Raw genomic sequence first — 26,430 nt, 5'->3', positions numbered from 1 at the left:
CAGGCTCGCCAGATCGCGGCCGTTCTCCTCCGATTCGATCACGTCGGCAAGCTACCGAAGCCGCCTTGAGCCATAGCCTTCCGACCTACCCCAAACCTGAAGTTAGTTCAGTCAATGGTGCCTCACCTGCCCCATGTTCCTCACCACGCCCGAGTTCCTGCCCCAGCACCGCAGCCAACGGCAGCAGACGCTCGAACTGATCACTGCGGCCGAAGCTCGCGGACAGAAACGGCTGGTCGAGATGAACCGACAAGTGCTCGGCAACCGCGACATCATAATCGACTCGCTCGACACCCCGACCGCCGAACCGGAAGCGACCGAACATGCGATATGACAACAGCATTCACATCGTCACCGCCGCGAAACAGCGCCACGAACTCACTCGGGCCAAAGCCATTGCAGCCCTTCACGAACTCGACCGTGCCGGAGCCAGCATCTCCTTCGAGGCCGTCGCTCACCGGGCGGGGGTCTCACGTTCCTGGCTCTACACTCAACCCGACCTCAAAGACGAGATCGCCCGCATCCGTGCACTGCGCCGTCCGCAACACGACCAGACACTGCCGCCCCGGCAACGCGCCAACGAGAACTCCCCGCGCCAGCGCCTCGACCTGGCACTCCGCCGCAACCGCGAACTCGCCGACGAAAACGAGCGCCTGCGCCGCCAACTCGCCCACGCCCTCGGCCAATCCCGCGACAACGTCCAGAAACGACCCACCGCCCAACGCGATTCGATAACAGATCAACTCCGTTGAACGGCCGAGCAACCACAACCGACGTCACGTCACGGACCGTCCACGTCGCAAAACTGCAGATCACAGACTCGCCGAACCGAAGGACTGCAGATAACGATCGAGTCGCTGAACTATCAGCTCCGCAAAATCATCAACAACCGCGGCCATTTCCCTAACGACGACGCCGTGGTAACACTGCTCTGGCTCGCTGTCGGCGACATCGAAGACAACGCGCTCGAAGGTCGGTGGGGCTGTCGGGGTCCTCGGCGTCGCCGGCGCCCCGGTGTCGGTGCGCTGTTCGTTGCTGTCGTCATGGGTTCGTCGTCTGTTCGTGCTGTTCGGGTCTAGGCGGGGTCTTCGTGCGCGAGCGCGCGGAAACCCCGCGCCCCGGCACGGTCGACCCCGGCTTTGACGATCCCGAACACCGAACCCTGAATCGCTGCCGCTATCAGCACTTCTCGGGTGGAGTGGCTGAGATCTTTCGGAGCCGGAGCAGTCTCGTCGTGCCCAAGCCTGCTCCACACCTGCCGAAACACGAGGCCGGCGAGGACACCGCCGAGCACACTGATCGCCAAGGACACCGGTTTGTAGACCACTGTGGCGGTCGAACTCATCGCCATGGCCCTGATCGTGTCCGGCACCATGCTGCCCGACCCTGCTGTGTGAATCCGGTTCGCCCTCGCCGCTGGCAGAAGACTGATCGGGACGACATTGCCCGAACAACTGCCCCGAAAGCTAGACCTGTCGTCGGGGTGCATTCGTGGTGGCGGAGGTGTCGGACCCCGTCGCGTGGCGCGCGGCGTGGCACACCCGAGAGACGGCATCCGGCTGGGAGCGCGCCTAGCGGCACCGGATCGCGCGAATCACTATCGCGCACCAGGTTGGGCTCGATGTCCGCGCCGAGGTCCGAGCCGCCCGTGCTGCTGGTGCTGTGCCGACCGAGATTGCGGCAGCGTGTGTGCTGCCCCACCCGGGCGGACACGACCGCGGCGCCGCCCTTGCGAGGACCAACTCGTCTTGTTCGGCTGCTGACCGGTACGCCGCGTCGGGTGTCTGGATGTCGGCCGGTGCCGGTGGGTACCGACGACGCCCGTGCCTGCCACGCCGCACGACCGGGACCTCGCGCTGCACCGTCGCCTGCAATCGTGACCAGGGGGAGTGTTTACCCGCACTTCGTATGCGGTGTGCTCGTGTAGCGGTCCCGATTCGGACAGTCCCGAACCCCGCTGCGGGTCGCCGTCGCGCCTTTGCACACAAGTGCCCTCGGGTCGGACCCGACAGGACACACGGTGGTTTCGGAACCGGCAGCGGCGGACATCTGATCCGCATGACTTCGACGACAATTACTGGTCGGTGCTGCGTGCACACGATCGCGCGATTCGGGACCAACTGCAAGGCGGTACTCGCCACATCTTCGAGGCCGAATTGAAGGAGCAGCGACGCAGCCGCCGCACACAAGGACACGAAGCCCAGCCCTCGCCCTCTCGGGGCCTACCGCCATCGCGTCCGGCCCTCCAGCTGTCGGAGTCGAATCACCGTCCTAGTCAGTGGCGCCCGTGTTTGCGGTGACGCGCCGGCGTAGTCGGTGCGGTGCTGCTGTGACACACCAACCGGTCACCGCCGGAGTTCTTGGCTTCATACATCGCCAAGTCGGCGAGGTGGAGTTCTTGGCTGAATGCAGTCGACACGTCGAGGACCGGGACCAGTCCGGTTCGAATCCATGCGCCGGTGCTGGCGGTCACCTCGACCGCGTCCCGAGGGGAGTGCACGGCGGCGTGAATCGAGGCGACGACGTGGTCGACGTCACGGATCGGGATAGTGGCGATGGTGGCGAACTCGTCACCGCCGAGGCGGGCGACCAACGCGGTCGCGGGGGCGGCGTGGGCCAGACGAGTCGCGACCGCCCGCAGAACGTGATCACCGTGCGCGTGGCCATGGGTGTCGTTGAGCGTCTTGAGTCCATCGAGGTCGGTCACCACGGTCACGATCGCGGTGTCGTTGCTGCGGGCGGCGGCGAAGAGGCGCTGAGACTCCGATGCCAGGCCACGACGATTGAGCAGACCGGTCAGCGGATCGCGGTGTGATCCTTCCGCGTCCTGTTTGAGGAACTGCAGGCCGATGTGCTGGATCAGCGGCACTCCGGTTATCAAAACTGCGAGAATCAACACCTGGGCGGCCAGGAGTGCGTACTCGGGAGTCGGGTCGATCAGGGCGTGGTGGATCGCCGTCGCAAGGATCGTGATACCGGCCCACAACAGGTGCAGCACCAGGATCCGGGAACTGTGCAGCAATGTCACATACATGCCGGTCGCGACGATCAGGCCGCTGCCGGCCATCACCGAGGACGTGGCACCCGACCCCAGCAGGATGCTGACGGTGAGCGCGGATTCGGCCCAGAACACGAACCACAACGACCGGTGTGCAGGCGGCCACGGCGCGATCACCCAGCGCACCGCGGCATAGAACGCACTCCCAGCGACGACAACGACGATGCCGGTGCGCCACGCACTGTCGGGATCGTGGCGGGTGAACAGGTGCACCAGCAGCACATAGGCCCCGAACACCGAGCACCACACGCTCACCGCCCACTTCGTCGGCCGCAGCAACCGCCACCGCCGCAGAAACGCCGGCATCCAGGCATAGTCGAAATCGGCGTTCCACCACGCGGCCACCCAGGACCGGACCGACACACGCGTAGTGCCGACCTCGGCGACTGACGTGGATTTCGGTAGCGCACCCTCGGGATGTTCGACGCCTCCCTCGCCCATTCCCACCTCCCCAGCTCACCGCCGGCGCCTGCGTCGACACCGGCGACACTCGGTTTCTCTATCGACCATTCGGAGCTGCGCGAGCCGATGATGGGTCCGACCCGGCCAGGTTGTGGGACGCCGCACCGGGGTCGACCGGTGTAGACAGATCCCGATGAGAGTGTGGCCCAGCCGCGACTCGCGGAGGACACAAGCAATCTGCATCGATCGTGCATCGTTATCGTTTGGTGGGGTATACGCCGTGTGGAGCAGAACCCATCTGAGTACGCAGGCGAAGCAGCAGAGAAGATGTGTATGAGCACCGTGACCGAGTCCGTCGACGTCGAGGTTCCGATCGCGACGGTCTACTATCACATACAACGTATGTCAGAGCAATGATCAATACCTGTGGATGAGGTTCTGAGAGGGCGCACCTTCCCGGAGGATGATCTTCACGGAATCAGGTATTCGATCAAGACCAGCGTTGGCGCGCTGGTTGGGAAGGTACGCCCTTGCTCAAGGTAGTTCACGCCACCGATTCATCCAACGCGGACGGCGACGTGCCCGTGCGGTCGTTGCTCGACGAGATCGTTCGCGACGGCGCCCGGCAGATGCTCGCGGCGGCGTTGCAGGCCGAGGTCGCCGCTTACATCGACCAGTTCGCTGATCAGGTCGACGAGAACGGCCACCGCCTGGTGGTCCGCAACGGCTCCCACCACCAACGCGACGTACTGACCGCGGCGGGCGCGGTGACGGTGACAGCGCCGCGCGTGAACGACAAGCGTGTCGATCCGGATTCCGGTGAGCGGCAACGCTTTGCCTCGGCGATCCTGCCGGCGTGGACACGGAAGTCCCCGCAGATGAACGAGGTGCTGCCGTTGTTGTATCTGCACGGGCTGTCGACCAGCGACTTCGGGCCGGCGTTGGAGCAGTTCCTCGGCTCCGGTGCTGGGCTGTCGGCCGCCTCGATCACTCGGCTCACCGCGCAGTGGCAGGACGAGGCGAAAGCATTCGGAGAGCGCGACCTGTCCGGTACCGATTTCGTCTACCTCTGGGTCGACGGCATCCACCTCAAAGTTCGGCTGGAGCAAGAGAAGCTCTGTCTGCTGGTGATGATCGGGGTCCGCGCCGACGGCCGCAAAGAGTTGGTCGCGTTGACCGACGGATACCGGGAATCGACCGAATCGTGGGCCGACCTGCTGCGCAGCTGCAGGCGCCGCGGCATGGCTGCGCCGATGTTGGCGGCCGGTGACGGTGCTCTCGGGTTCTGGAAGGCTGTGCGGGAGGTGTTCCCGACGACCCGGGAGCAGCGGTGCTGGTTCCACAAACAAGCCAATGTACTTGCTGCGCTGCCGAAGTCGGCGCATCCTGGTGCGTTGGCGGCGATGAAGGAGATCTACAACGCCGAGGACATCGACAAGGCCCCAGCTTGCGGTCAAGGCGTTCGCCCTCGACTACGAGGCGAAGTATCCGAAGGCGGTCGCGAAAATCGTCGACGACGCCGATGTGCTGCTGGAGTTCTATCGGTATCCGGCCGAGCATTGGGTGCATTTGCGCACGACGAACCCGATCGAATCGACTTTTGCGACCGTACGATTGCGGACCAAGGTCACCAAGAGTCCCGGGTCTCGTGCGGCGGGAATTGCCATGTCTTACAAGCTGATCGATGCCGCGCAACTTCGCTGGCGGGCGGTCAACGCACCCCACCTGGTTGCGCTGGTCCGTACCGGCGCGGTGTTCCACAAGGGCAAGCTGCTCGAACGCCCGACCGATATCACGCCCGAAGCGTCAACAACCGAGCCGGAAACCGCCGAATCGGAGGTCGCCTGAAAGTTCCCGATCCACAGGTATTGACAATATCTCGCGGGGCTTGGGCGTATTCGTCGATTATCTTGTTTCGGTACTCGTTGGTGAACGTCCGGCGGGTCGGTTTCGCGGCGGGATCAACCGCCTGGACAGACGAGGTCGTTGTGGTCGGGCTGCTCATGGGATGTCGCTCCAGTCATGCCCTCAAAGACAGGTTCTCGGGAAGGTCCGAGTGTCTCACCTAAGCCTGCCAGAGAGGGCACCGAGATGGGCCGAGTGCTTCCCTGGGCTGTGCCACGTCGTTATTAGGTCCTATCGGTACTGTTACTGCATCCGTTCTGGATCCGGTTCGTATCGCGGTCAGCACGCGATCAGTTAAGTCGAATAGTGTTGTTCTACACTTTATTTCGCATGAATTTGGTCAGAATAAAGAGGCGAGAAGGGCGGCTCGTGGGGTTGTGCACGCTCAGGTTTACCGAGATGTGATCGCGCAAATTGCGATACATGTAGTAGCGTATACTGGCAGGCTATACCTGCATGAATCGCAGAGGGTGACCTGCCCTCTGCTGCGCAAAGTACAAGCACGGAGCATGGGTGCTCGAAGGGCGGATTCCAGCGATCGTTGCAACACCTGCCCCATTTGGGTCGGATGTTCGATCTCCGCAAGGTCCGTACTCAGAGGGTCCAGCGCATTAACACCACCCAAAGGAGGACGGCATGACCGCAAATCAGGAACAGGTACGGACCGCGCCGATCGACCGTGTCAAGCCGCGACGGATCAAGTTCGAATTCGGTGAACCGACGCCGATGGTGCGGCACTTCGCGAACAACGACCTGGTGTTCAGTCATCTCATCGCCACGCTGTCGATGTCGTTTCCTGTCGGTGAAGAGTTGTTCATCCGGTCGGTTCGCCGGTACAGCGACCAGATCGCTGATCCCGTGCTGCGGCAGCAGATTCGAGGCTTCATCGGTCAGGAAATGTCGCACGGGCAAGAACACCGTCGACTCAACGACAAGCTCGTGGAAATCGGGTACAGCACCAGGACGGTGGACACAATCCTCAAGGGCGTAGAGCGCTTAGAAGGATGGTTGCCAAAGCGTGGACCGTTGGCGATGACCGCGGCGGCGGAGCACTTCACGGCAGTCCTCGCGGAGCGAATCCTGTCCAGTCAGGAGGTGCAGGACATGGCCCACGATCCGGAGGTCAAGAACCTGCTGATGTGGCATGCGCTCGAGGAGGTCGAGCACAAGGCTGTGGCGTTCGACGTGTACAAAGCCGTCGGCGGCCGCGAATGGTCGCGAATCATGACGATGGTGACGATGTTCGGCGTCGCGTTCCCGCTCATCGCTGCAGCAACGCTGGTTTCGGTGGTTCAGGATCCGAAGGGGCGCAATCCGGTGCGAATTGCTCGTGGAACTGTGGCGACGCTGCGGGGGCCGCTCTTCAAGGGGATGACGCCACTCCTGTTGCGCTATATGAAGCCGGGCTTCCACCCCTCCGACATCGACAACGAGGCGCTTCTCGAGTACTGGCGCGCTGAATTGTTCGGTACCGAGGGCACCCTCGTCGACCATCTCACATAGAGGGGATGGGCTTTGGATTCGATTAGCCGCCTGCGGAATGGAATCGGCCTAAAGTCGAAATGATCGGTTCGGCCGCATGGCAGACGCGCGTCAACGCCCTCTCCGCGAACTTGGTACACTTCGTCTTTCAAAACGTTCTCCGCCGCTGCAGCGACCGTGGCATCGTTCGGGAAATAGGCGCACGCCACAACCAGCAGGGCGTCGGCATCACCTGCAATCGCACCAGCCTTGTCCACGGCCTTCAGCGATGATTCAGATCCGTCGGTCCCGACGATAATCGTGCGATAGGCAGTCATGCTTCCTCCATAGGGTGTTGGTCGCAGGTTCGGTACACCCAACGGGTCGGGTGGGGCGAGCCGCCGTAGTCCGAGGCCGGAATTAGTCAAGTCAAGTGAGACGGTGAAGGTCAGTTCATCTGTGGTTGGGTAACGGGTTCGTTGATGAAGAAGACGGCTGGCATTTTCGGTGGTTTCGGTCGGCGAAAGAACCGTGCCGGGTTCGCCTGGTAGGCGGCGGTCAAAGTGATCTGACGGGCCTCGTCGACCGCGTCCGAGGTGCCGAAGTGGACCGAAGCTGGTGTGTGCCAGCCAATGCCGGAATGACGGTGAATATGGTTGTATTCGTTGAAGAATCCTTCCAAAAATTGGCGCGCATCAGCCAGTGAGGCAAAGGCTTTCGGGAAATCGTGCAGATACTTGAGAGTCTTGAATTGCGACTCCGAGAAGGGATTATCATTCGAAACTCGTGGTCTCGAGTGCGACCTCGTGATCCCGAGGTTGTTCAGCAACGCCGACACCGGACCCGAGGTCATGGACGTACCGCGATCGGCGTGCACCGTATGCGGGACAGCACCATTGCAGGTGATCGCTTCGTCGATGAAATCCTCTGCCAGATCAGCGCTTTCGTGAGCTGCCACGATCCACGCCGGGTTGTAACGGGAGTAGATGTCGATCAACACGTACAGGTGAAACCAGACGCCTTTGCTGGGGCCGCGGAGTTTGGTGATGTCCCACGTCCACACCTGCGAGGGCCCGTCGGCGAGAAGTTCGGGTTTGACCTTCGCCGGATGAGTTGCCAACCGGCGCCGTTCCCGGCTCTGACCTGCGGCGGACGCGATGCGGTACATGCTCGACATCGAGCACCAGTAGTTCCCTTCATCGAGTTCGCGGGCCCAGATCTGGCAGATCGCCAGGTCCGCGTACGCAGCTGTCGGCCGTCGCGTAATTCCCCAGGGGTAGCTGTCACGTAATTCCTCACGTTCGGCGCTGCTGTGCTGAGGGTAGCTGGGCATGTGGTCGGTGTCAGGTGGCTGTTGCGCCGGGTCGTTTGCGTGGCCGGTAGGACGGGCCGTCCATGAGGACTTGATGGCTGGTGTTGATCAACCGATCGAGCAGCGATTCCGCGACGACGGGGTTCGGAAACAGCGGATACCAATCCTTCGGTGCTCGGTTGCTGGTGAGAATTACTGGTTTCCCCGCGATGGCACGGTCGGAGACCAGGTCGTAGAGGTCATCGGATTGGGTCGGGGTGTGCTCCCGCATCGCGAAGTCGTCGACGATCAGAACCAGCGGTCGGGTGTATTCACGCATGCGTTGACCGATGGTGCGGTCGGCGTGACCACCGGCGAGGTCGGCGAGCATGCGTGAGCATTTGACGAACCGGATGTCGCCACCGCGGCGGGCGACTTGATGGCCAAGCGCTTGTGCCACATGGGTTTTCCCGACCCCGACGGGTCCGTAGAGGATCACTGATTCGCCGGCATCGAGCCAACGCAGGGCGGCGAGATCGCGCAGCATCGCCGAGGGAAGTTTCGGGCTGACGGTGAAGTCGAAGTCCTCGAAGGTGGATTGATGCTCGAACCGTGCCCGGCGCACCCGCCGCGCCAGCGCTGCGGTTTCGCGGCGGGCGACCTCGTCCTCGCACAGCACTTGCAGAAATTCCAGATGCCCGAGTTTTCCGTCCCGGGTCTGAGCGAGCCTGGCGTCGAGGGTGTCGAGCATGCCGGTGAGTTTGAGGGTTTTGAGCGCAGTCCGCAGACTGGGGTCGTGAATGGTCATGACAGTCCTGTTTCGTCGATGTGGTTGCAGCGGAACATGATCTGGCGCACGGAGTTGGTGGTTGTCAGGCGCTGAGTTCGGTGTCGAAGGCAGCGGGGCCGCGCAGCATCGCCGGCGGCGCAGGAACTGGAGTGGCCGGTCGGTCGCCGTGTTCGGTGCCGGCGACGAGGATGCCTTTGACGGTGCGGTAGTGCGGATCACCGACCTCGAGGGCGCGAGCACAGGCGGCGTCGAGGCGCGTGTCGTCGTAGGTGTCGCGCAACCGGATGATCGCCTGGATCGCCCGCAACCGGTGAACGGCGTTGACCTGGGACAACTCTGCGATGATCGCGACGGCACCGGGCCCGATCTGCTCGGCATGAGTACGGCACCACGACACGCTGCGCAAGGTGTGTGCGACCTTGTGCGGCGGATAGTGTTCGAGATTGGTCGAACGCCCCGACAGATGACGGACATGGGTGGCCGCGACGGTGTCGTCGTGGAAGATCTGCACCACATCACCGGCGGTGCGGACACTGACCTTCTGCCCCATCAACCGCCACGGCACCGAGTACAACGCTTTGCCGGATTTGACGTGGCAGTCCGGGGCGACGGTGCCGACCGTGTAGCTCACCGTTTCGAATGGGCGAGCGGGCAACGCGGCGAGAGCGTCTTTCTCGACCGCGTCGAACACCGCTACCGGTGTCGCACCGTCGAGGCCGCGGTGCTTGTGAACCCCGTAAACGTCGGTGGCCCAACGCAATGCCTCGGCCTGCATATGCTGCAGCGAGGCGAATTCGCGGCCCGAGAAGAACGAATCACGAATATAGGGCATCGGTCGTTCCACCCGCGGTTTGTCCTTCGGTTTGCGAGCTCTGGCCGGGTCGACGAGGGTGCCGTAGAACGCGGCGAGTTCGGCGTAGGCGCGGTTGATCTGCGGGTCGTAGAGATCGGGCCGGTCGACACCGGTCTTGAGGTTGTCGCACACCAATCGTGCCGGGATGCCGCCGAAGAAGTCGAATGCCGCGACGTGGGAGGCGTTCCACGATGCCTGGTCCAGCTTCAGCACCGGTTGCACGAACAGCTTGCGTGAGCACGACAGGATCATCGCGAACACCCACACCGCGACCCGGCGGCCCGAGACCGGGTCGAACCACATGCCGAGTTTGCCGTAGTCGATCTGGGCTTCACTGCCAGGTTCGACCGCACCACGCGGGACGGTGACCTTGTCCTCGACGGACTGTTCGGCGAAAGTGGCTGCGATGTAACGTCGTACCGTCGATTCCGACACGTCGACCCGGTGGTCGTCGCGAAGCCGTTGCGCGATCGTGGCGACCGTGACCGGCACCGCGAGTTGCTCGGTGATCCAGTCGTGGTGCACCGCGATCAGCGGCCATGTCACCGCTCGTGCTGCCGGGTCGTCGAGTTCGGGGAACCATCGGCGTATGCGCTTCCGCCACAACACTTCGTCGAACGCGACGTCGGGTGCAGGTGTCAGACCCTCGGCTAGTGCTGGGGCGAGGTATTTACGAATAGTTTTTCGGTCGATGTCGAGTGCCTGATAGATCTGCACCTGGGATCGGCCCGCGTTCCAGTGTCGGAACATCTCCACGAAGTCGGTCACTTTCCACGTTCTCCTTGACACCTCAGGCCCCTTCCAGGCCCTCGGTGGGGCACTGAACGGAGCGAACCTGAGCAGCACCCGAACCCCGAACGGACACGCCCCAGGGGTGGGGAATTACGTGACGGCGGGTGAGGAATTACGTGACGGACAACCCCTCAGAGGTGGGGAATTACGTGACTGCTGACACGCAGCGGTGTTGATGACGGTGAGCACGTGCGCTCGTTCGGCGGCGGTGAGTGCCTGACCGTTGTCCGGGACGGTCCTGGGCCTCTTCGGGCCGAGAACGGGTGGCTGCTGGTGGCGGTAGTGGGTGGCTCGTGATCGCCCGATCAGCTGACACGACCGGCGGATCGGGATCGATGCCTCCTGCAAGTCGGCGAACGTGCTGCTCAGGGCTTCTTCGGTGACGTCGATGTGCCCGTGCTCTCGGAGACCGATTCCAAGAGCACGTGCAGTTTTCCCATGATCTCGAGCACCAGACGAACCGCCTTCTCACGAACCTCGGCTGAATAAATCTTCGACATGAGCAGTCACCTTTCCAATTGGGAAGGTGTGCATCAAAGCCGGGATGGTTCACTCCATCACATCCGTCGTCGATACCCGTGCCGGCTCCTTGCCGACGACCGAGAAGAACACCTTCAGGTCGTACGCCGTCGCCAGCACCGTGTTCGGTCGCGAGCGTGCCGCGACAAACCGCAGGTAGTCGTCGAGCAGCGGGTCACCCAGGCTGGCCCGGACCTGACCGTCCGGACCAGACGAACGCACCAAGCACGGTGTCCACAACATCGGCGCTTCCCGTCGCGGGTTGCGCCTATTCTCACGCCGTCTCGGCTCAAACCGTGGTATCGACACCCACATAACCACCGAAGAATTCCCATGCCGCCTCGCAGCCGGCGATCACCGCCGCCAACGTCTGCGAATAGGACAGCCAGACGAACATGTGCCGGCTGTAGACGGCGGTGAAGATCAACGCGTGCACCTTCCGAGCCCGCCCATCCTCCGGGTCGGTGAGCATCCCAAGTACCCGAAGTCGATCTGGCATTCGATGCCCGGGTCACCGTCGGCGACCCGCACGGTGAGGTTCCTGCTGCCGAAACCGCAACGCTCCGTGGCGAATCGGTGCAACGTCCGATACGGCACGACACATCCCTGCCGGGTGAGGAGCACCTCGATCTTGGTGATCGTCAACGGTGGGTGCTCCCCGTTACCGGCGACCCAGTCGGTGATCTGCTGCTCATGAGCCAGCAGTTGATCCCACGCCGCACCGTGCCCGTGCGGACGATCCGGCCGGACCGCTTCGACCACCGCCCCGACCAGGTCGTCGTCGATCGCCGAGGCATCTGCCGTTCGTTCCAATCCGGCAGTTTGGGCTGCCTCGACATACCGCCGGGCTGTGTTGCGGTCCACCCCGGCATGCTCGGCGATCGTGCGCAGACCGGGCGCCGGCAAACCGGCCGTGCCGAGCCACAACCGCAGTACTTCTCTGATCTCGTTCACACTGACCTCCCGAAAAGCCATGCCCGCCGCCCTCCATGATCACTGACCTGTCACGAACGATCGAACGAGCAAACGGGCTCTTCTCCATGAACCTGGGATTGGTGGGGAAACTTCCTGGGCGACTTGCCGGGTGAAATGACCTGATCGGGGGCCTGGGGCTCGCACGATCCGTGATTACGACCAAGTGATCACGATCGTGAAGGAGCCCCAGGTGGAACGTGATTTTAGCGGTTCTGTTGCTGTGCTGTTCGGGTTGGACGGGTTTCGTCTACTCGCTGCCGTAGAGATCGGCGGCGAGGTCGAAATACTCGCGGAGACTACCGCCGATGTCACGGGCTGCCCCGAATGCGGGGCCGTGGCACGGGCCAAGGACCGGCGCCCGGTATGGGTGCGCGACCTGCCGATCGCCGGTCGCCCGGTCGTGTTGTGCTGGCACAACGGATCTGGTGCTGTCCACATGCGTTGTGCCCCAGAAAGACTTGGACCGAACAGCATCCGGCGATCGCACCGCGTGCGTGTCTGACCGAACGCGCCCGGGCGTGGGCATTCGAGCAGGTCGGCATCCGTGATGCCGCGGTATCGCACGTTGCAGACTTGTTGGGCGTGGGGTGGACGACGGTCATGCGGCTCGTCACCACCCGCGGAAACCCGATTATCGACGACCCGACACGACTGGACACGGTGACGGCCGTCGGGGTGGATGAAACCGCGTTCATGCGCGCGTGCGCGTCCCATTCCACGATGTACGCCACCGGGATCGCCGACCTGACTGCCGGCCGTCCTGCGCGGCTGCTCGACGTTGTCGCCGGCCGATCCGGCACCGTCCTGACTTCGTGGCTCGACCAGCGGGAGGACGCCTGGAAAGCGCGGGTCACGACCGCGTCGTTGGATCCGTTCCGCGGCTACGCCACCGCTCTGTCGCGCGAATTATCCACGGCGGTACGCGTTTTGGACCCGTTCCATGTCGTCAAACTCGGGTTGACCGCCGTCGACGACGTGCGCCGCCGGGTGCAGACCGACACCTGCGGGCATCGTGGTCGGGTCGGTGACCCGCTCTACCGGATCCGCCGCGTCCTGCGCCGCCGGTGCGACCGGCTCACCGAGAAGGCCTGGCAACGTCTGCAGGATGGGCTCGATGCAGGACCCGGACGGCGAACTCTCCGCCGCTTGGTCGATCGCGCAAGATCTGATGTCCTGCTACAGGATTCGCGACAAAGACGCGGCCGAAGCGCTCATCGGCGCCGCCCGCGACTGCCCCGTTCCGGAAGTCGCCCGACTCGGCCGCACTCTCACGGCGTGGCGAACCGAATTCCTCGCCCATTTCGATCATCCGACCGTCTCCAACGGGCCGACCGAGGCATTGAATCTGCAGGTGAAGAACACCAAGCGAGTCGCTCGCGGATACCGCAACTTTCAGAATTACCGACTACGCCTCTTGCTCAACCACGGACGAATCAGAAATGATCACTTGACATCACGGATCCGAACCCGTCATCCCAGCTTGGTGGCGTAGAGCCAGCAAACGACGGGACCACCGGCGCGACGGGACCACCGGCGCGACGCGCCGGTGGTCCCATAACTGGCAAAACAGGTGGTCCCATCCCAGTGGCTAAATCAGCTCAACCTGGTCCCATGCTCATGGCGGGCGACATCCTCCAATTGACACCTGCTCAAACCTGGCGGATGTGGGCAGGACGCGGCGCGTACACGCCGATCCCGCCAGTCGAACTCGACGCGGCCTACGACAGTCGCAACAAAGCCCAGCAGCGTGCCGGCTCTCCACCACTGAGTCTCCGGACTCACCTGGTGATTCACGTTTCAAGTTGATTGTCCAGCATATCCTTGAAGTATCCCCCAGCAGTCATCCGGCCTCGGCTTGCGTCGAACCAGCCGTGGCCGTAGCAACGACAGATCTGACGAACTCACCGATGTCTGTAATAGCTCGGCGCGCGTCCGGGTTGAAATCTGCGCCAACCTGGAATACGTGCGGTGCCCGATCCCACACTTGAAGCCAATTGGACACGCCGTCTTCATTAAGTCGGCGTGCAAGCTCGGCCGCATCATGACGCAGAGCCTCGCGCGACCCCACCTGTTGCAGGAAGGGGCCGAGACCGGACAAATCGCAATGCACCGGGCACTGCAACACTGCTTCGGTTCCGTTCTTGGTGACAAATACGTCGTTAATGAACTTCAACGTTGCCGACGGAAACATGGCGTCCGGAAATGGCCGCATCGGGGGGAGTTTGGTGCGCATGTCGCAATCCGTAAGTCCGGAAAGCAAAACCTGAGCGGCGGGGAGGGGCAAACCCGCCTCCTTTATGCTGAGGGCGGTCATCGTAGCGAGAAAACCCCCGGCTGAATCTCCAGCGATAACAATGGAATTCGCGCTCGTTCCCGACGCGAGAAGCATTCGATATGCATCGAGTCCGTCAGCGATCGCATCGGCGATAGGACTGATCGGAAGCATCCTGTAGTCGACGCTCAACACCCGCGCGCACGCAGCACGCGAAATGTGACTGATCATTCGTCGGTGGCTTCCGAGCCCGCAGGTGATGAATGCGCCACCGTGTAAGTAGAGGATCGTAGGTGCGTCGGGTCCGACTGCTTCGGGTGCACTCACCCACTCCGCCTTGCAATGCGGGAGCTGAACGTTCTCGAGAAGTGTGTTCTTGATCGGCCGAGTCAAGACAGACGGTTTGTCGGCCAAAGCAAACGACATGCGCTGCAGAGTTTCGGGATTGCGGCTATTGCATGCGCGGCCCAGCAAAGTGAGTGCGAACAGCAGCGGCTTCAGCGTTCGGGCCATAACCGCCGCGTTGACACGCGTCTGCCACGCAGCGGGGCCGATCATTTCAACGTGAGGTCGATTCCATTTCTCTGAGTCTGGCTCGTAAATGCGATTCACGCCGAGTGGCACGGTCGTTCTCCTCATCAGTGCGGCACCATTACCGGCAACAAATGCCAGATTCGCTACTGGGAGTAGCGAAGTTGAACCTATCATGACAGTTTCGAATCGACCAGGTCAATAGTTCGCGTCGTCGATACATCAATGTTCGCGTGTTGCGCTCTTCATCGCATCGTTGCGCATTTGAGGTGACTGCCCGGTCGTTGATGCAATGCTGGCTCGCTTGGTTGTCGGTTGGTGAGTAGTCCGGCCGAGTGATCGACCGCGTGCGGAGTCTCACTGGCCATCACAAGGCGTCTCCCAAAAGCACACCGATAAGCCGGACTGGCCAGGTCTCGTTAACCGAGTATGAGGGGTTGCATTAGAAGCAGCCACCTCCGATTCGCCGACAACGGTAGTTGGAGGTGTACGCGTCGAGCGTCCGGCTGTATTGGGCACCAACCGACTTGGGGTCGGCTTGATCGAACACCGAATGCGGCAGGCTCCGCACCGACTGCCATGACGTTTTCGGGGTAATCGACATCATAATCACCGCGCAGGAGGTGTGGCAGTGTTGCCAGCTCCCGCCGGGCACAATCGCCCCGATAGCGGCGATCAAGGCCGTCGTGGGCTTCGGAGGTGACCAGCGCGACGCCGGAGAGACCGCGTGCGACGCGGCCGCGGAAGAACGCCAATCCGGGCCGTCCTCGCTGCTGGTGACCTCGATCCGAGAATCTCGCGGAACCCATTGGTCTTGACGCCGGTCGCGACCAGGGTTGTGCACGTTGACCACGCGCCCGTTCGCGGACCTTCAACACCATCCGTAGCGTTCTCGGAAACGCTCGTGCTGGAAGGGATTGCAGCATCCAGCAGGGCGTCGAGGGCGTCGAGGGCGTCGAGGGCGTCGAGGGCAATACTCTTGCGGAGACGACGATCGGGCTATTCAAACCGAGGCGGTCTCAAAGCGGAGTCCGTTCCTGAAGCGGCGGATAAAGACGATCGACGACTTCGAGTTCGCCACGATTGGAATGGGTCGGCTGGGTCAACCGGCGCCAGCGTCATATCACGCTCGACTACATCAGTCCCGATTTCGAGCCGGCGGATCACGCTCAAGGACCGACTCCCCGACCAGTGATGTTGCCGGCCAGAACGCGCGCTTGAGATCCCTGCGCACCGGCAGCCGCCTCGGTGAACGCATCATTCCCGTCATATCTGCCGCCCACGCGGGTTCTCGTCCCATTTCGCACGCTTACTCAACGAAGTCCAAGAACGGAATCTCGGCGGCCAACCTCCCGAAGCGTCCCTCGGATTCGGCTCCTATGAGACCCCCTGGGCATGGCTGCGTAAACTGCGGCGCGCGATCGTGCGTCCGGATCGCGACCAACTTGGCGGCATCGTGGAGGTCAACGATAGCTTCGTCGGCGGCAGAACCTGCGGAACTGCTGGCGGCGGTACCGACAAGCCGACCCTCGTCATCGCCGTCGAGAAGATCACCGCCATCAACTACGCCGCGTCCGGTTGCAATCAATCCCGCATTCCGACGACGAATTCCTGCTACCGGTCTTGAGGAACTTCATCGAACCCGGAACTCTAGTCCGCGCCGACGGTCGGGTCTGCTGCCAGTGCCTATTCGACGAGTACATCCACCAACTGGTCAACCTGAGCGCGTCACCAGACCTGCCCGGACGTCGAACTCCCTGGCGCGTCAGCTCTCTGCTTAACGATGGGTCGCCGGCACCCGCACCACGGACTAAATTCGTAGCACCACGGCTATTGCCTCGACCAATTCACGATCCGATCCAACCGCCGAAACTGCATCCATCGCGACTTGTTGTTCTTTCGGCTACTCCAGCAAGCGCTCGCGAAAACCCGCACCCACCGCCTGCACGGATCCGCTAAGAATCTTGCCGGAGATACCGTTCCGACAGCGTCGCTGCCAGTCGACTCGTATGGTCGACGATATGCTGGGCATCCACGTCGAGCAGGCCAGATTGCCATGCGCTGATCAGCTCGACGAATCCACCGACGGCGACAAGGGTGTCCATGCGAAGACCGGTTTCATCGGCCCCCGGTCGCAAATGTGGTTGCGCGGCGAGAAGTACAAGTTCAGTCGCCTGTTGGAGCGCGGCCGCCCGGTGATCCTGAAGTGCGCTACCGACATGATGCATCAGGAGGATTTGAGCACGGCCGGTGTCACTCGCCGTGCGTTCTACGACGGCAGAAATCGCAGCGCGAAGGGTAACCAGCATCGGCTGATGCAGATTGCTAACGAATACGCCAGAAACTTCGCCGAACACTTCATCACGAGCGTTCTCCCACGCCGCGACGAGCAAAGCGTCGCGGTCTTTGAAGTCCTCGTAAAAATACCGATCGTTCAACGAGGTCCGGGAACAGACACCGCGCATCGTGACTGCGGCCCAGCCGCTTTCACCCCAAATCTCGGTCGCTGCGTCGATTAGCCGCTTCCTACGCTCGGCACGACGTTCCTCCGTGGTACGCCCACCCCACGTTCCAGCTGCTACACGCACACCCCCATCTTGACAAGGCGGACGGCGAACCGCAAACTGGTGGCATGTGCAGGCAATGGTGTCACGCGACACCAAAATGGTTCCGCGCGTCGCCGCCGCTGACGTCCAGCCGCGGCAGCGAGAGTCGTCTTTGCGCGTGTGGCGTCCAGCGAACTGCTTTGGCTAGACGAACGCCGATGCCGGCCGAACTGTCGATGATCGACGCGGCCAGGGCAGCACCGAGCATCCCTTGTACCGGCGCGATCTGATCATTCTTTCGGACTCGCGCAAAAACCACGCGCGCCATCGGCGCACCGGCCGCACCTTTTCCAGGTGCTCTCAGGTTCCTTGCCGGAATCGGCTTGGCGCTAGGACTAACTGCCGTACCAGTCGGGCCGCCCAGGCTCACCATAAAGAGGAGACTCGTGAAAATTCTGTCGTTCGGTGGGTCCGACCGCCGTACTCAACAGGCCGATGCGGTGGTCACAGGCGCGGGCAGCGGAATCGGCCGCGCGTTTGCTTCTGAGCTTTCTCGCCGGGGCGGCCGGGTGGTGTGTGCGGACATTGATCCGATCCGGGCGAAAGAGACTGTCACGCTGATTACGGAAGCTGGTGGACGGGCCGTCGACTTCTGTTGCGACGTCTCTAACGAGCAACAGGTTCTCGAACTTGCCGACGCCTCGGAGCGTTGGTTGGGAAACGCGGTCGGCCTAGTGATTAACAACGCTGGAATCGGCGTCGGCGGAAATCTGATTGGCGAAACGGCGATGCGCGATTGGCGTCGGACTCTTGACGTCAATCTATGGGGCGTAATTCATGGATGCGAGGTATTCGTGCCGCGCTTGCGCGCGCGAGGTAACGGCGGAGTCATCAACGTGGCCTCGGCAGCCAGTTTCGGTGCGGCACCTCGGATGGGTGCCTACAACGTGAGCAAAGCCGGTGTCCTGGCGCTGTCGGAAACACTGGCGGCAGAACTCAGCGGGACCGGCGTCGCGGTCACGGTGCTGTGCCCGACTTTCGTCAAGACCAACATCATAGACAGTAAGGAGATCGAGCAGTCTGCCGCCAAGCTGGCGGCCACGCTTATGAAGTGGACCGGTGTGTCCGCGGAGTCGGTTGCGCGAAGCACCCTCGACGCACACGACCGCGGGCAACTTCATGTTCTTCCGCAATTCGACGCAAAGATTGCGTGGCAAATTAAACGGGCGGCGCCTGCCACGTACACGCGGGCACTCGGCCTGATCGAGAGAATCGCGCGATAGCCAACAAGGAAGTAGGAGAACAATGACGTTCGAATACAGCGAAATGCTGAAAACGATCAAGGATCGACAGTGGGCTCTGGCCGATATCGACTGGGACGCACCAGGTGCGGAGCTGATTACCGACGAGCAGCGTCCCACCCTCAAACAATTCATGTCCGATGTGGTGTGGATCGAACATGTTGGCGCCCGAGCCTTCGCAGCAATGGCACCCAAGGCGCCCTTCGAGGATCTCAAGAATATCTACACCTACTTCCACGCCGAGGAACAGCGTCATGCCAACGCCGAGTTGGCGTTGATGCACCGCTGGGGAATGCTCGAAGAAGGCGAAACGCCCGTGCCGAACAAAAACATTCGCCTCGTGATCGAGTGGTTGGACCGCTACGCTGACGATCTCCCTCTCACGGTGATCGGATCAGCGATCCCAGCACTGGAATGCGCCCTCGACGGCGCGCTGCTGAAGTTTTTGCTCGATGAAGTTCACGACCCTGTATGTGGTGAGGTCTTCAAGAATATCAACAACGACGAGTCACGGCATCTGGCAGTCGGCTTCCAGGTACTCGACCAACTCGGTGCGAGCCCCATCCGCCGACACGTGATCGAAATGGCGGGAACATTGCTACGGCCGGACTTTGCTCTCGGCTTCGTGCTGTACGCCCCTCTGCTGGCCAGGATGATGGCAAACATTGCCGCGATGGGACTGTCCGAGGAGAAGTTGTACAACGCGGTCAACCGGTACTCGAATGTGGGAGACCGAAGCGAAAACACTCGGCGGTTGCCGACTTATCACCTCATGAAGTACCACATGGCGATTGCCATCAAACAGACACAGCCCTTCCAGTATGTCGCCGAGAAAATGGGTATTGCGATCGACCACTTCCCAACTCGGGTGCTCGGCAAAGTCCCCTCGTGGACGAAGGAACTCACCTACGAACCGGTGTCGAGATGACAGAGACATCGACGGTTCTGATCATCGGAGCTGGGTTCGCCGGCCTTGGCACCGCTATCCGGCTGTTGCAAAAGGGGATCGACGACTTTGTCATCCTCGAACGTGTCCACGAGGTAGGCGGCACCTGGCGTGATAACACATACCCCGGCGCCGCATGCGATATTCCGTCGCTGCTCTACTCGTACTCTTTCGAGCCGAACCCGGAGTGGTCGCGCACGTACTCCAGTAGCGACGAGATCCTCGGTTACATAAAGCACATCGTGGGCAAGTATCAGCTCGAGCAGCATATCCGTTTCGGAGCGAATGTCACAGGAATCGGCTTCGATGACGAAACCGGGACGTGGACGGCGGAAACGGAGGATGGTACTGCCTATCGCGGACGGACGGCAGTTGTAGCGTCGGGACCGCTAGCAAATGCGAGCCTGCCCGATATACGTGGGCTCGATTCTTTTGCGGGCCACAAAATCCACAGCGCTCGCTGGGATCATAGTTATGACATTTCCGACAAGCGGATAGCGGTGATCGGTACGGGCGCCAGTGCCGTGCAGATTATTCCGGAAGTGGTCAAAGCTGCGCATAGCGTCAAAGTGTTTCAGCGCACTGCGGGTTGGGTCCTGCCCCGCGTGGACTTGCCTCATCCCGAATGGACGAAGTCGATGTTCCGTCGACTGCCGATTACGGAGAGTTCTGCGCGACAGGCGTGGTTCTGGCTTCACGAGATGATGGCGCTCGGCATGGTGTGGGACACGCCCGTCACCACCGCGATCCAATGGGTCGCGCGGGCGAATCTGCGCCGACAAGTGAACGATTCATGGACCAGATACCAGCTCATGCCCGATTTCCGCCCTGGGTGCAAGCGAATGCTGATGAGCAACGACTACTACCCGGCTCTTCAGCAGGACAATTGCAAGCTGATCACATGGCCAATTGCGACGTTAGCGCCAAACGGGATTCGCACCGCGGACGGGATCGAACACGAGGTGGATTGCATTGTTTTCGCGACAGGATTCGACGTATGCAAAACCGGCACCCCCTTTCGTGTGACCGGCCTGGGCGGGCGGCAACTCGCTGAGGAATGGTCTCGTGGCTCCTATGCATACAAGAGCGTCAGCGTGTCTGGATACCCAAACCTGTTCTTCACCTTCGGTCCAAACTCCGGTCCGGGGCATAACTCAGCTCTGGTCTACATGGAGTCCGCGATCGATTACATCGTCAAGGCCGTTGAATTCATCGTCGAAGATGATTTGCTCAGCTTCGACGTGCGCGCGGATCGCCAGCAAGAGTTTCACCACCAGGTGCAGCGTCGACTTGCGCGGACCACCTGGAACTCGGGCTGCAAGAGTTGGTACCTCACTGCAGACGGTTACAACGGCACGATGTTTCCCGGCTTCGCGACGCAGTTCGCGCGGCAGCTAGCTTCCATCGAACCGCGAGACCATGTGACGTCCAATCTGGTGACACGCGAAGAAAAGGACGGACAGGGGCCGTCGCCGGCCAACTTGAGTCCGCGGGGGGATTGGCCTGCCTTGCTGGCACCGTCGTCGGATTAGGAATGATTTCCCGATACCGGATCCCAGTCCGGCTGCGCTTGTGCAGTGCCGAACCGAAAGTCGAGTGGAGGACACCGCTGAAGTGAATAACCGGATTTTCCGAGAGGCTCCCGCGGGTGTCACCGGCAATTCCTTGGCAAATTGCCATCCCACGCCAATGCCAGTACTTCGACAGTCACCACGACTTCCATCTCGACCTACTAAGACGAATCGAACGTCCTGGCGCCGTACTGGATTCGGTTTGACGGGCTACACGTTCGAAGCAATAGCGCCGCTAGGTGGCTATCGCCGCGTTGAACTCTCTGAAACCGCCTAGTAACTTTGGCTGGAGCGGTTTTAGGGAATCAAGTGGGTGTTAGCGTCGCGATCGACGGTGCGGAATGTGCGGAGCGCACGGATAACCCCGAAGACTTTTGATGACGCCGCTCAATACAGCCTCAAAATTCCCCGATCTTAATCGATACCAACTTTGCAGACGAGGAGCACAGGATGGACAACGGAATCGGCGGTTGGGTTACCAAGCGCGCCTTTCTGAACGGGGACAAGACAGCCTTCGTGGCCGGCGAACGCACATTGAGTTATAGGGACGTCGAGCGTCGCACAAACAAACTCGGGTCCGCGCTATTTGACCTGGGTGTGCGCAAGGGTGACCGGGTCGCTGCGTTGCTGTTCAATTCGGTGGAGTTCATGGAGGTGCTGATCGCCACCGCCAAGATCGGAGCCATCCTAGTGCCAATCAATGTGCGGCTGGGTGCAGGCGAGATCGGCTATATTCTTGCCGATTCCGGTGCGGACACGTTCGTGGTCCACCAACCCCTCGCCGCGACTGGACGGGCGGCTGTGGCGGAGCCCGAAGTGCGGGTCCGCAATATGATTACGGTGGGTGGTGAGCCGAGCAACGCCGAGTTCCGCTACACCGAGCTGCTGGACGGCGGTTCTCCTGAGCCGCTCCGCGCCTATGTCGAGGGTCGTGACGTCGCGTTCATCATGTACACGTCGGGCACCACGGGGCGTCCGAAGGGCGCAATGCTGACCCACGACAATCTACTATGGAACGCGATCAACGTGCTGGCCACCGAGCAAGGCCTGAGACAGAGCGACATCACAGTCACTGTGGCGCCCATGTTCCATATCGGCGGGCTTGGCGTGCATACTCTACCGCTGCTCTACGTCGGCGGGACCAACGTGATACTGCCGTCTTTCGACCCGGCCGCGACATTGAAGGTGATGGCGCTGTGTCGAGCGACCGTGCAGTTCATGGTGCCCGCTATGTGGGCGGCGATCACCCAGGTGCCGGACTTCGACAAGTACGATCTGTCGGCCCTGAGATTGGCCATGGTCGGTGGTGCCCCGTGCCCGTTGCCGGTGATCGAGTTCATGCAGCAGCGCGGCGTCCCCTTTACCGAGGGTTTCGGGATGACCGAGACGGCACCTCTGGTGTCTATCCTCGATGCTGCGCACGTTGTCGAGAAGGCAGGTTCGATCGGTCGCGTGGCTATGCATGTCGAGAGCCTCATCGTCGACGGTGACGATCGCGGCGTCGCGGCCGGTGCCGTAGGAGAGCTAATTGTGCGCGGCCCCAACGTGTTCAGCGGATACTGGATGCGTCCCGAGGCCACCGCTGACGCGTTTCGTGGTGGCTGGTTTCACACCGGGGACCTCGGCCGGATCGACGAGCAGGGTTTCATAACTCTGGTCGACCGCAAAAAAGACATGATTATCTCCGGTGGCGAAAACGTCTATCCCATCGAAGTCGAGCAGACCCTTTACCACCATCCTGGTGTGCGCGACGCCGCAGTTGTTGGCGGTCCCGACGAAAGGTGGGGTGAACGCGTGGTCGCGGTGGTCGTCGCGGCCCCCGAAGCGCAGCAGCCAAACGCTGAAGAGTTGATCGCATGGTGCCGGGAGCGATTGGCCCATTTCAAGTGCCCGCGCGAGGTGCACTTCGTGACCGAACTCCCCCGCAACGCCACCGGCAAACTACTAAAGACTGATTTGCGCTCGCGGTTCACGGGCGTCGCAGGAGGCGTGGTTCAACGCTGACGGAAATTGTGTGATCGCGCCGTTGACGGCGCTCGTTGAAACTGCCCAGTTCTGCTCACCGAAAGTGCTCACCCGTGTGGCTCCGCCGATGAGGGCGGGCCTCCTTCGATGCTGGTGGTCTCTGACCACACACCAGCCATTCGAGGGAGACCCGCTTTCTCATGCTCACATGGGAGGACGACTTGGAAATACACGCCCTACACAAACGAGGATGGTCGATCTCGGCCATCGCCCGACACACCGGTAGAAACCGCAGAACAGTCCGCAATTACCTCAACGGCGTCACCACCCCCGGCGCCCGCAAACCCGCCACACCCGATTCGTTCGAACTGTTCATCGACTACGTCACCCACCGACTACGCGAAGATCCGCACCTGTGGGCCCGCACGCTGTGCGACGAACTCGAAGACCTCGGCTACCCCCTGTCCTATCCGACACTGACGCGGCAGATCCGCCAGCGCAAACTCCGCCCGATCTGCGCAGACTGTGCCAGTGTCCTGGACCGTCCGAATGCGGTGATCGAACACCCGCCCGGTGGCGAAACCCAATGGGACTGGGTCGATCTGCCGAACCCGCCCGCCTCATGGGAATGGGGATCGACAGCGCATCTGCTGGTCGGATCACTCGCGCACTCCGGGCGATGGCGCGGCGTCCTGGCACCGGCCACGACGCAACCGCACTTGGTCGACGGACTCGACCGGGTCTCCCGCAAGCTGGGCGGGCTCACCCGTAGTTGGCGTTTCGACCGGATGGCCACAGTCTGTCACCCTGAATCAGGCAGGGTGACAGCCAGTTTCGCTGGTGTCGCGAAGCACTACGCGGTCGCGGTATCGATCTGCCCGCCCCGCTCCGGCAATCGCAAAGGTGTGGTCGAGAAGGCCAATCACACTGCCGCCCAACGATGGTGGCGCACCATGGCCGACGATGTCACCGTCGAACAAGCCCAACGAAGTCTCGACAAGTTCTGCTCCCTGCGTGGCGACACCCGGCTGCGACCCACCGCCGACGGTAAATCCTCGGTGGCGACGGTCGCTGCGGCCGAACCGGTGGCGGCACTACCTGTTGCGGCTTATCCCGCGATTCTGACGGAAACACGCACGGTGTCCCGCCAGGCGTTGGTGTCTTACCGCGGCAATCGGTACTCGGTGCCTCCGGAACTTGCCTCGGCACAGGTCACTGTCACACGAGTGTTGGGGTCGGACGTGATCGACATCGTCACCACCTCCCAGATCACCATCGCCCGCCACCAACTCGCTGCCGACGGTGCCGGGGTGATGGTCCGCGACCATGGCCACGTCTACGCCCTCGACCACGCCGCAATGGCCGGTGCCACCGGCGGTGGTCGACCGCATCGCCGCAAGGAACGGATCCCACCCGGACCTGACTCGTTGGCGGCGGCGGAAACATTGCGCCGCAACAATTCCCAACCCGATACCGTCTCGACGCCCGTACCGACGGTGATCGATCTATCCGCCTACGAGCGTGCTGCGCACGGAAGGAACACCCTGTCATGACCGCCACCGGACCCGTCACCGCGACCTCAGACGCGGTGCCCGCGCCGAACACCGCCGCAGCAGCGAGTCTCTACCAACGCTTGCGTGGACATCTGGCGGTACTGAAATTGCACGGCGCGGCCGAAGCATTGCCGTCGGTCCTGGACCGAGCGGCCAAGGACGGCACGACGATGACCGCCACCCTCGAAGAACTGCTGTCCATCGAAGTGGCGGCGACCGAGGCTCGGCGCCTGACCGGTCGGCTGCGGTTCGCGTGCCTACCGACACCGGCATCCCTCGACGATTTCGACTACGATGCCGCCCCGGGATTGGACCGCAAGCTGATCGCCGAGCTCGGGACCTGTCGATACCTCGAGACTGCGACGAACATCTTGCTGATCGGGCCACCGGTTACAGGGGTGAAAACACGCTCTCATCAACGTCTATGACGAAAGGTGTCAGAGTCTCCTGCCATCGTTGATTCACCGTTATCAGCAGGTGTTCTTCGACGAGAAGGAACGGCAACGATGGCGTATCCCGTTGCGGTGGCTCCGACAGGTGAGGCACGGACCTGGACGGTGCTCGACGAGGGCTACCGAAGTGTCGGACCGGTCGAGGAATGGCTCGAAGCGCATCGGCATCTGTGGTCGCCGAACACGGTCCGCGGATATGCGACCTCACTGGCCCAGTGGTGGAGCTTCCTCGAGCAACGTGCCAGCGGACACGTCAGACTCCGGATGGGCGGACAGTTAGCTCCGGGCTGACGGACACGAGTTCTCCGGATCGGTGGACACGAGATTTCCGGCTCAGCGGACGGCGGGGTCGCGACGGAATTAGTCAAGTCAAGTGAGACAGTGAAGGTCAGTTCATCTGTGGTTGGGTAACGGGTTCGTTGATGAAGAAGACGGCTGGCATTTTCGGTGGTGCCGGTCGGCGAGAGAACCGTGCCGGGTTCGCCTGGTAGGCGGCGGTCAAAGTGATCTGACGGGCCTCGTCGACCGCGTCCGAGGTGCCGAAGTGGACCGAAGCTGGTGTGTGCCAGCCAATGCCGGAATGACGGTGAATGTGGTTGTATTCGTTGAAGAATCCTTCCAAGAATTGGCGCGCATCAGCCAGTGAGGCAAAGGCTTTCGGGAAATCGTGCAGATACTTGAGAGTCTTGAATTGCGACTCCGAGAAGGGATTATCATTCGAAACTCGTGGTCGCGAGTGCGACCTCGTGATCCCGAGGTTGTTCAGCAACGCCGACACCGGACCCGAGGTCATGGACGTGCCGCGATCGGCGTGCACCGTATGCGGGACAGCACCATTGCAGGTGATCGCTTCGTCGATGAAATCCTTTGCCAGATCAGCGCTTTCGTGAGCTGCCACGATCCACGCCGGGTTGTAACGGGAGTAGATGTCGATCAACGCGTACAGGTGAAACCAGACGCCTTTGCTGGGGCCGCGGAGTTTGGTGATGTCCCACGTCCAAACCTGCGAGGGCCCGTCGGCGAGAAGTTCGGGTTTGACCTTCGCCGGATGAGTTGCCAACCGGCGCCGTTCCCGGCTCTGACCTGCGGCGGACGCGATGCGGTACATGCTCGACATCGAGCACTGAACCGTCCCGCGTTTGATGCACACATTTTTATTTGTGTGTTATCGGTTGATTGCCGTGGTGTGCAGCGTAGTACGCCGTTTCGTACTCGATCGGCGGTATCCGGCCCAGGCGGTGCATGAG

General features: G+C 61.9%; 22 protein-coding genes and 8 pseudogenes. 16 read left to right on the top strand and 14 right to left on the bottom strand.

Annotated features, from left to right (window positions below; all coding sequences use genetic code 11):
- Positions 1 to 133: 133 nt before the first annotated feature.
- The 3 genes and pseudogenes from JGU71_RS29055 to JGU71_RS29045 form a co-directional block, all read left to right on the top strand.
- A complete protein-coding gene (locus tag JGU71_RS29055) occupies positions 134 to 334 on the top strand; it encodes an integrase (protein WP_199708635.1) in 201 nt (66 codons plus the stop codon).
- Positions 324 to 752: a DUF6262 family protein gene (locus JGU71_RS29050; protein WP_199708634.1), complete on the top strand. Its 429-nt coding sequence runs from the start codon at positions 324 to 326 to the stop codon at positions 750 to 752. Before JGU71_RS29055 ends, JGU71_RS29050 begins: the two co-directional genes overlap by 11 nt.
- 96 nt (positions 753 to 848) lie before the next feature.
- Positions 849 to 1,079 (top strand): annotated as a pseudogene (locus JGU71_RS29045) (hypothetical protein); the annotation flags it as partial.
- On the opposite strand, the gene JGU71_RS29040 reads toward JGU71_RS29045, so the two are convergent.
- Positions 1,076 to 1,375: a DUF4235 domain-containing protein gene (locus tag JGU71_RS29040; protein WP_372433259.1), complete on the bottom strand. Its 300-nt coding sequence runs from the start codon at positions 1,373 to 1,375 to the stop codon at positions 1,076 to 1,078. The pseudogene JGU71_RS29045 and the gene JGU71_RS29040 sit on opposite strands and share 4 nt — an antisense overlap.
- Positions 1,376 to 2,275: 900 nt before the next feature.
- Entirely contained in the window at positions 2,276 to 3,499 is a 1,224-nt protein-coding gene (locus tag JGU71_RS29035; RefSeq protein ID WP_199708632.1) for a GGDEF domain-containing protein, read from the bottom strand.
- Between the two features lie 491 nt (positions 3,500 to 3,990).
- Here JGU71_RS29035 and JGU71_RS29030 point away from each other — a divergent pair.
- Together JGU71_RS29030 and JGU71_RS29025 are read left to right on the top strand one after the other, a co-directional pair.
- Positions 3,991 to 5,308 (top strand): annotated as a pseudogene (locus JGU71_RS29030) (IS256 family transposase).
- Between the two features lie 693 nt (positions 5,309 to 6,001).
- Complete coding sequence (locus JGU71_RS29025) at positions 6,002 to 6,868, top strand: metal-dependent hydrolase (protein ID WP_169590521.1); 867 nt, start codon at positions 6,002 to 6,004, stop codon at positions 6,866 to 6,868.
- Positions 6,869 to 6,969: 101 nt separating this feature from the next.
- Here JGU71_RS29025 and JGU71_RS30120 read toward each other — a convergent pair.
- The 7 genes and pseudogenes from JGU71_RS30120 to JGU71_RS28995 form a co-directional block, all read right to left on the bottom strand.
- A pseudogene (locus JGU71_RS30120) lies at positions 6,970 to 7,164 on the bottom strand (universal stress protein); the annotation flags it as partial.
- Positions 7,165 to 7,274: 110 nt separating this feature from the next.
- Entirely contained in the window at positions 7,275 to 8,159 is an 885-nt protein-coding gene (locus JGU71_RS29015; RefSeq protein WP_199708630.1) for a DDE-type integrase/transposase/recombinase, read from the bottom strand.
- 10 nt (positions 8,160 to 8,169) lie between these two features.
- Positions 8,170 to 8,925, bottom strand: a complete 756-nt coding sequence (istB, locus tag JGU71_RS29010; protein ID WP_199708629.1) for an IS21-like element helper ATPase IstB — start codon at positions 8,923 to 8,925, stop codon at positions 8,170 to 8,172.
- A 64-nt stretch (positions 8,926 to 8,989) separates the two neighbouring features.
- Positions 8,990 to 10,510 (bottom strand): IS21 family transposase, encoded by a 1,521-nt coding sequence (istA, locus tag JGU71_RS29005; protein WP_233530263.1) that lies wholly within the window; start codon positions 10,508 to 10,510, stop codon positions 8,990 to 8,992.
- 407 nt (positions 10,511 to 10,917) lie between these two features.
- Complete coding sequence (locus JGU71_RS30305) at positions 10,918 to 11,052, bottom strand: hypothetical protein (protein ID WP_267908496.1); 135 nt, start codon at positions 11,050 to 11,052, stop codon at positions 10,918 to 10,920.
- 49 nt (positions 11,053 to 11,101) lie between these two features.
- A complete protein-coding gene (locus tag JGU71_RS29000; protein WP_199682974.1) occupies positions 11,102 to 11,293 on the bottom strand; it encodes a hypothetical protein in 192 nt (63 codons plus the stop codon).
- An 82-nt stretch (positions 11,294 to 11,375) separates the two neighbouring features.
- Positions 11,376 to 12,046: pseudogene (locus tag JGU71_RS28995) on the bottom strand (transposase); the annotation flags it as partial.
- 190 nt (positions 12,047 to 12,236) lie between these two features.
- Here JGU71_RS28995 and JGU71_RS28990 point away from each other — a divergent pair.
- The 3 genes and pseudogenes from JGU71_RS28990 to JGU71_RS28980 all read left to right on the top strand — a co-directional run bounded on the left by JGU71_RS28990 (position 12,237) and on the right by JGU71_RS28980 (position 13,538).
- Complete coding sequence (locus tag JGU71_RS28990) at positions 12,237 to 12,548, top strand: transposase family protein (protein ID WP_199708627.1); 312 nt, start codon at positions 12,237 to 12,239, stop codon at positions 12,546 to 12,548.
- Positions 12,452 to 13,105, top strand: a pseudogene (locus JGU71_RS30640) (transposase); the annotation flags it as partial. The gene JGU71_RS28990 and the pseudogene JGU71_RS30640, both read left to right, overlap by 97 nt.
- Before the next feature lie 55 nt (positions 13,106 to 13,160).
- Positions 13,161 to 13,538, top strand: a complete 378-nt coding sequence (locus JGU71_RS28980; protein WP_199708626.1) for a transposase — start codon at positions 13,161 to 13,163, stop codon at positions 13,536 to 13,538.
- A 348-nt stretch (positions 13,539 to 13,886) separates the two neighbouring features.
- On the opposite strand, the gene JGU71_RS30110 is transcribed toward JGU71_RS28980, so the two are convergent.
- Positions 13,887 to 14,942 carry an alpha/beta hydrolase gene (locus tag JGU71_RS30110; RefSeq protein WP_199708625.1) on the bottom strand — a complete coding sequence of 352 codons (1,056 nt, stop codon included), beginning with the start codon at positions 14,940 to 14,942 and terminating at the stop codon, positions 13,887 to 13,889.
- Positions 14,943 to 15,333: 391 nt separating this feature from the next.
- A pseudogene (locus tag JGU71_RS30105) lies at positions 15,334 to 15,730 on the bottom strand (transposase); the annotation flags it as partial.
- Positions 15,731 to 16,272: 542 nt separating this feature from the next.
- On the opposite strand from JGU71_RS30105, the gene JGU71_RS28965 reads away from it, so the two are divergent.
- Positions 16,273 to 16,476, top strand: a complete 204-nt coding sequence (locus JGU71_RS28965; RefSeq protein WP_199708624.1) for a hypothetical protein — start codon at positions 16,273 to 16,275, stop codon at positions 16,474 to 16,476.
- Positions 16,477 to 16,804: 328 nt separating this feature from the next.
- Here JGU71_RS28965 and JGU71_RS28960 read toward each other — a convergent pair whose 3' ends face one another.
- Entirely contained in the window at positions 16,805 to 17,437 is a 633-nt protein-coding gene (locus tag JGU71_RS28960) for a TetR/AcrR family transcriptional regulator (protein WP_199682979.1), read from the bottom strand.
- A gap of 61 nt (positions 17,438 to 17,498) precedes the next feature.
- Positions 17,499 to 17,723 carry a hypothetical protein gene (locus tag JGU71_RS28955; RefSeq protein ID WP_169594503.1) on the bottom strand — a complete coding sequence of 75 codons (225 nt, stop codon included), beginning with the start codon at positions 17,721 to 17,723 and terminating at the stop codon, positions 17,499 to 17,501.
- A 118-nt stretch (positions 17,724 to 17,841) separates the two neighbouring features.
- Here JGU71_RS28955 and JGU71_RS28950 point away from each other — a divergent pair, with 118 nt between their 5' ends.
- The 7 genes and pseudogenes from JGU71_RS28950 to JGU71_RS28920 form a co-directional block, all read left to right on the top strand.
- Positions 17,842 to 18,678 (top strand): SDR family NAD(P)-dependent oxidoreductase, encoded by an 837-nt coding sequence (locus tag JGU71_RS28950; protein WP_199682981.1) that lies wholly within the window; start codon positions 17,842 to 17,844, stop codon positions 18,676 to 18,678.
- A 22-nt stretch (positions 18,679 to 18,700) separates the two neighbouring features.
- On the top strand, positions 18,701 to 19,624 hold the full coding sequence (locus tag JGU71_RS28945) for a ferritin family protein (RefSeq protein ID WP_169594499.1): 924 nt from the start codon (positions 18,701 to 18,703) through the stop codon (positions 19,622 to 19,624).
- Entirely contained in the window at positions 19,621 to 21,174 is a 1,554-nt protein-coding gene (locus JGU71_RS28940) for a flavin-containing monooxygenase (RefSeq protein ID WP_199708636.1), read from the top strand. Before JGU71_RS28945 ends, JGU71_RS28940 begins: the two co-directional genes overlap by 4 nt.
- A 489-nt stretch (positions 21,175 to 21,663) precedes the next feature.
- Entirely contained in the window at positions 21,664 to 23,217 is a 1,554-nt protein-coding gene (locus JGU71_RS28935) for an acyl-CoA synthetase (RefSeq protein WP_199682982.1), read from the top strand.
- A gap of 161 nt (positions 23,218 to 23,378) precedes the next feature.
- Positions 23,379 to 24,731 (top strand): Mu transposase domain-containing protein, encoded by a 1,353-nt coding sequence (locus tag JGU71_RS28930; RefSeq protein ID WP_199708623.1) that lies wholly within the window; start codon positions 23,379 to 23,381, stop codon positions 24,729 to 24,731.
- Positions 24,728 to 25,129, top strand: a pseudogene (locus JGU71_RS28925) (ATP-binding protein); the annotation flags it as partial. The gene JGU71_RS28930 and the pseudogene JGU71_RS28925, both read left to right, overlap by 4 nt.
- A 108-nt stretch (positions 25,130 to 25,237) precedes the next feature.
- Positions 25,238 to 25,423, top strand: a pseudogene (locus JGU71_RS28920) (tyrosine-type recombinase/integrase); the annotation flags it as partial.
- Positions 25,424 to 25,571: 148 nt separating this feature from the next.
- Here JGU71_RS28920 and JGU71_RS28915 read toward each other — a convergent pair.
- Positions 25,572 to 26,300, bottom strand: a complete 729-nt coding sequence (locus JGU71_RS28915; protein WP_199708622.1) for a DDE-type integrase/transposase/recombinase — start codon at positions 26,298 to 26,300, stop codon at positions 25,572 to 25,574.
- Between the last annotated feature and the right edge of the window lie 130 nt (positions 26,301 to 26,430).

Source organism: Antrihabitans stalagmiti (genome assembly GCF_016482825.1).
In the GTDB taxonomy this organism is placed as follows: Bacteria; Actinomycetota; Actinomycetes; order Mycobacteriales; family Mycobacteriaceae; genus Antrihabitans; species Antrihabitans stalagmiti.
Note: the sequence above shows the minus strand (reverse complement) of the source record. Positions and strands in the feature narration are given on the sequence as shown.

Excerpts from the sequence above, each read along its gene's own strand:
- JGU71_RS29055 (WP_199708635.1), top strand. The coding sequence starts at position 134 with ATGTTCCTCACCACGCCCGAGTTCCTGCCCCAGCACCGCAGCCAACGG.
- JGU71_RS29050 (WP_199708634.1), top strand. The coding sequence starts at position 324 with ATGCGATATGACAACAGCATTCACATCGTCACCGCCGCGAAACAGCGC.
- JGU71_RS29040 (WP_372433259.1), bottom strand. The coding sequence starts at position 1,375 with ATGGTGCCGGACACGATCAGGGCCATGGCGATGAGTTCGACCGCCACA.
- JGU71_RS29035 (WP_199708632.1), bottom strand. The coding sequence starts at position 3,499 with ATGGGCGAGGGAGGCGTCGAACATCCCGAGGGTGCGCTACCGAAATCC.
- JGU71_RS29025 (WP_169590521.1), top strand. The coding sequence starts at position 6,002 with ATGACCGCAAATCAGGAACAGGTACGGACCGCGCCGATCGACCGTGTC.
- JGU71_RS29015 (WP_199708630.1), bottom strand. The coding sequence starts at position 8,159 with ATGCCCAGCTACCCTCAGCACAGCAGCGCCGAACGTGAGGAATTACGT.
- istB (WP_199708629.1), bottom strand. The coding sequence starts at position 8,925 with ATGACCATTCACGACCCCAGTCTGCGGACTGCGCTCAAAACCCTCAAA.
- istA (WP_233530263.1), bottom strand. The coding sequence starts at position 10,510 with ATGTTCCGACACTGGAACGCGGGCCGATCCCAGGTGCAGATCTATCAG.
- JGU71_RS30305 (WP_267908496.1), bottom strand. The coding sequence starts at position 11,052 with ATGTCGAAGATTTATTCAGCCGAGGTTCGTGAGAAGGCGGTTCGTCTG.
- JGU71_RS28980 (WP_199708626.1), top strand. The coding sequence starts at position 13,161 with ATGCAGGACCCGGACGGCGAACTCTCCGCCGCTTGGTCGATCGCGCAA.
- JGU71_RS28955 (WP_169594503.1), bottom strand. The coding sequence starts at position 17,723 with ATGGCGCGCGTGGTTTTTGCGCGAGTCCGAAAGAATGATCAGATCGCG.
- JGU71_RS28945 (WP_169594499.1), top strand. The coding sequence starts at position 18,701 with ATGACGTTCGAATACAGCGAAATGCTGAAAACGATCAAGGATCGACAG.
- JGU71_RS28940 (WP_199708636.1), top strand. The coding sequence starts at position 19,621 with ATGACAGAGACATCGACGGTTCTGATCATCGGAGCTGGGTTCGCCGGC.
- JGU71_RS28935 (WP_199682982.1), top strand. The coding sequence starts at position 21,664 with ATGGACAACGGAATCGGCGGTTGGGTTACCAAGCGCGCCTTTCTGAAC.
- JGU71_RS28930 (WP_199708623.1), top strand. The coding sequence starts at position 23,379 with ATGCTCACATGGGAGGACGACTTGGAAATACACGCCCTACACAAACGA.
- JGU71_RS28915 (WP_199708622.1), bottom strand. The coding sequence starts at position 26,300 with ATGTCGAGCATGTACCGCATCGCGTCCGCCGCAGGTCAGAGCCGGGAA.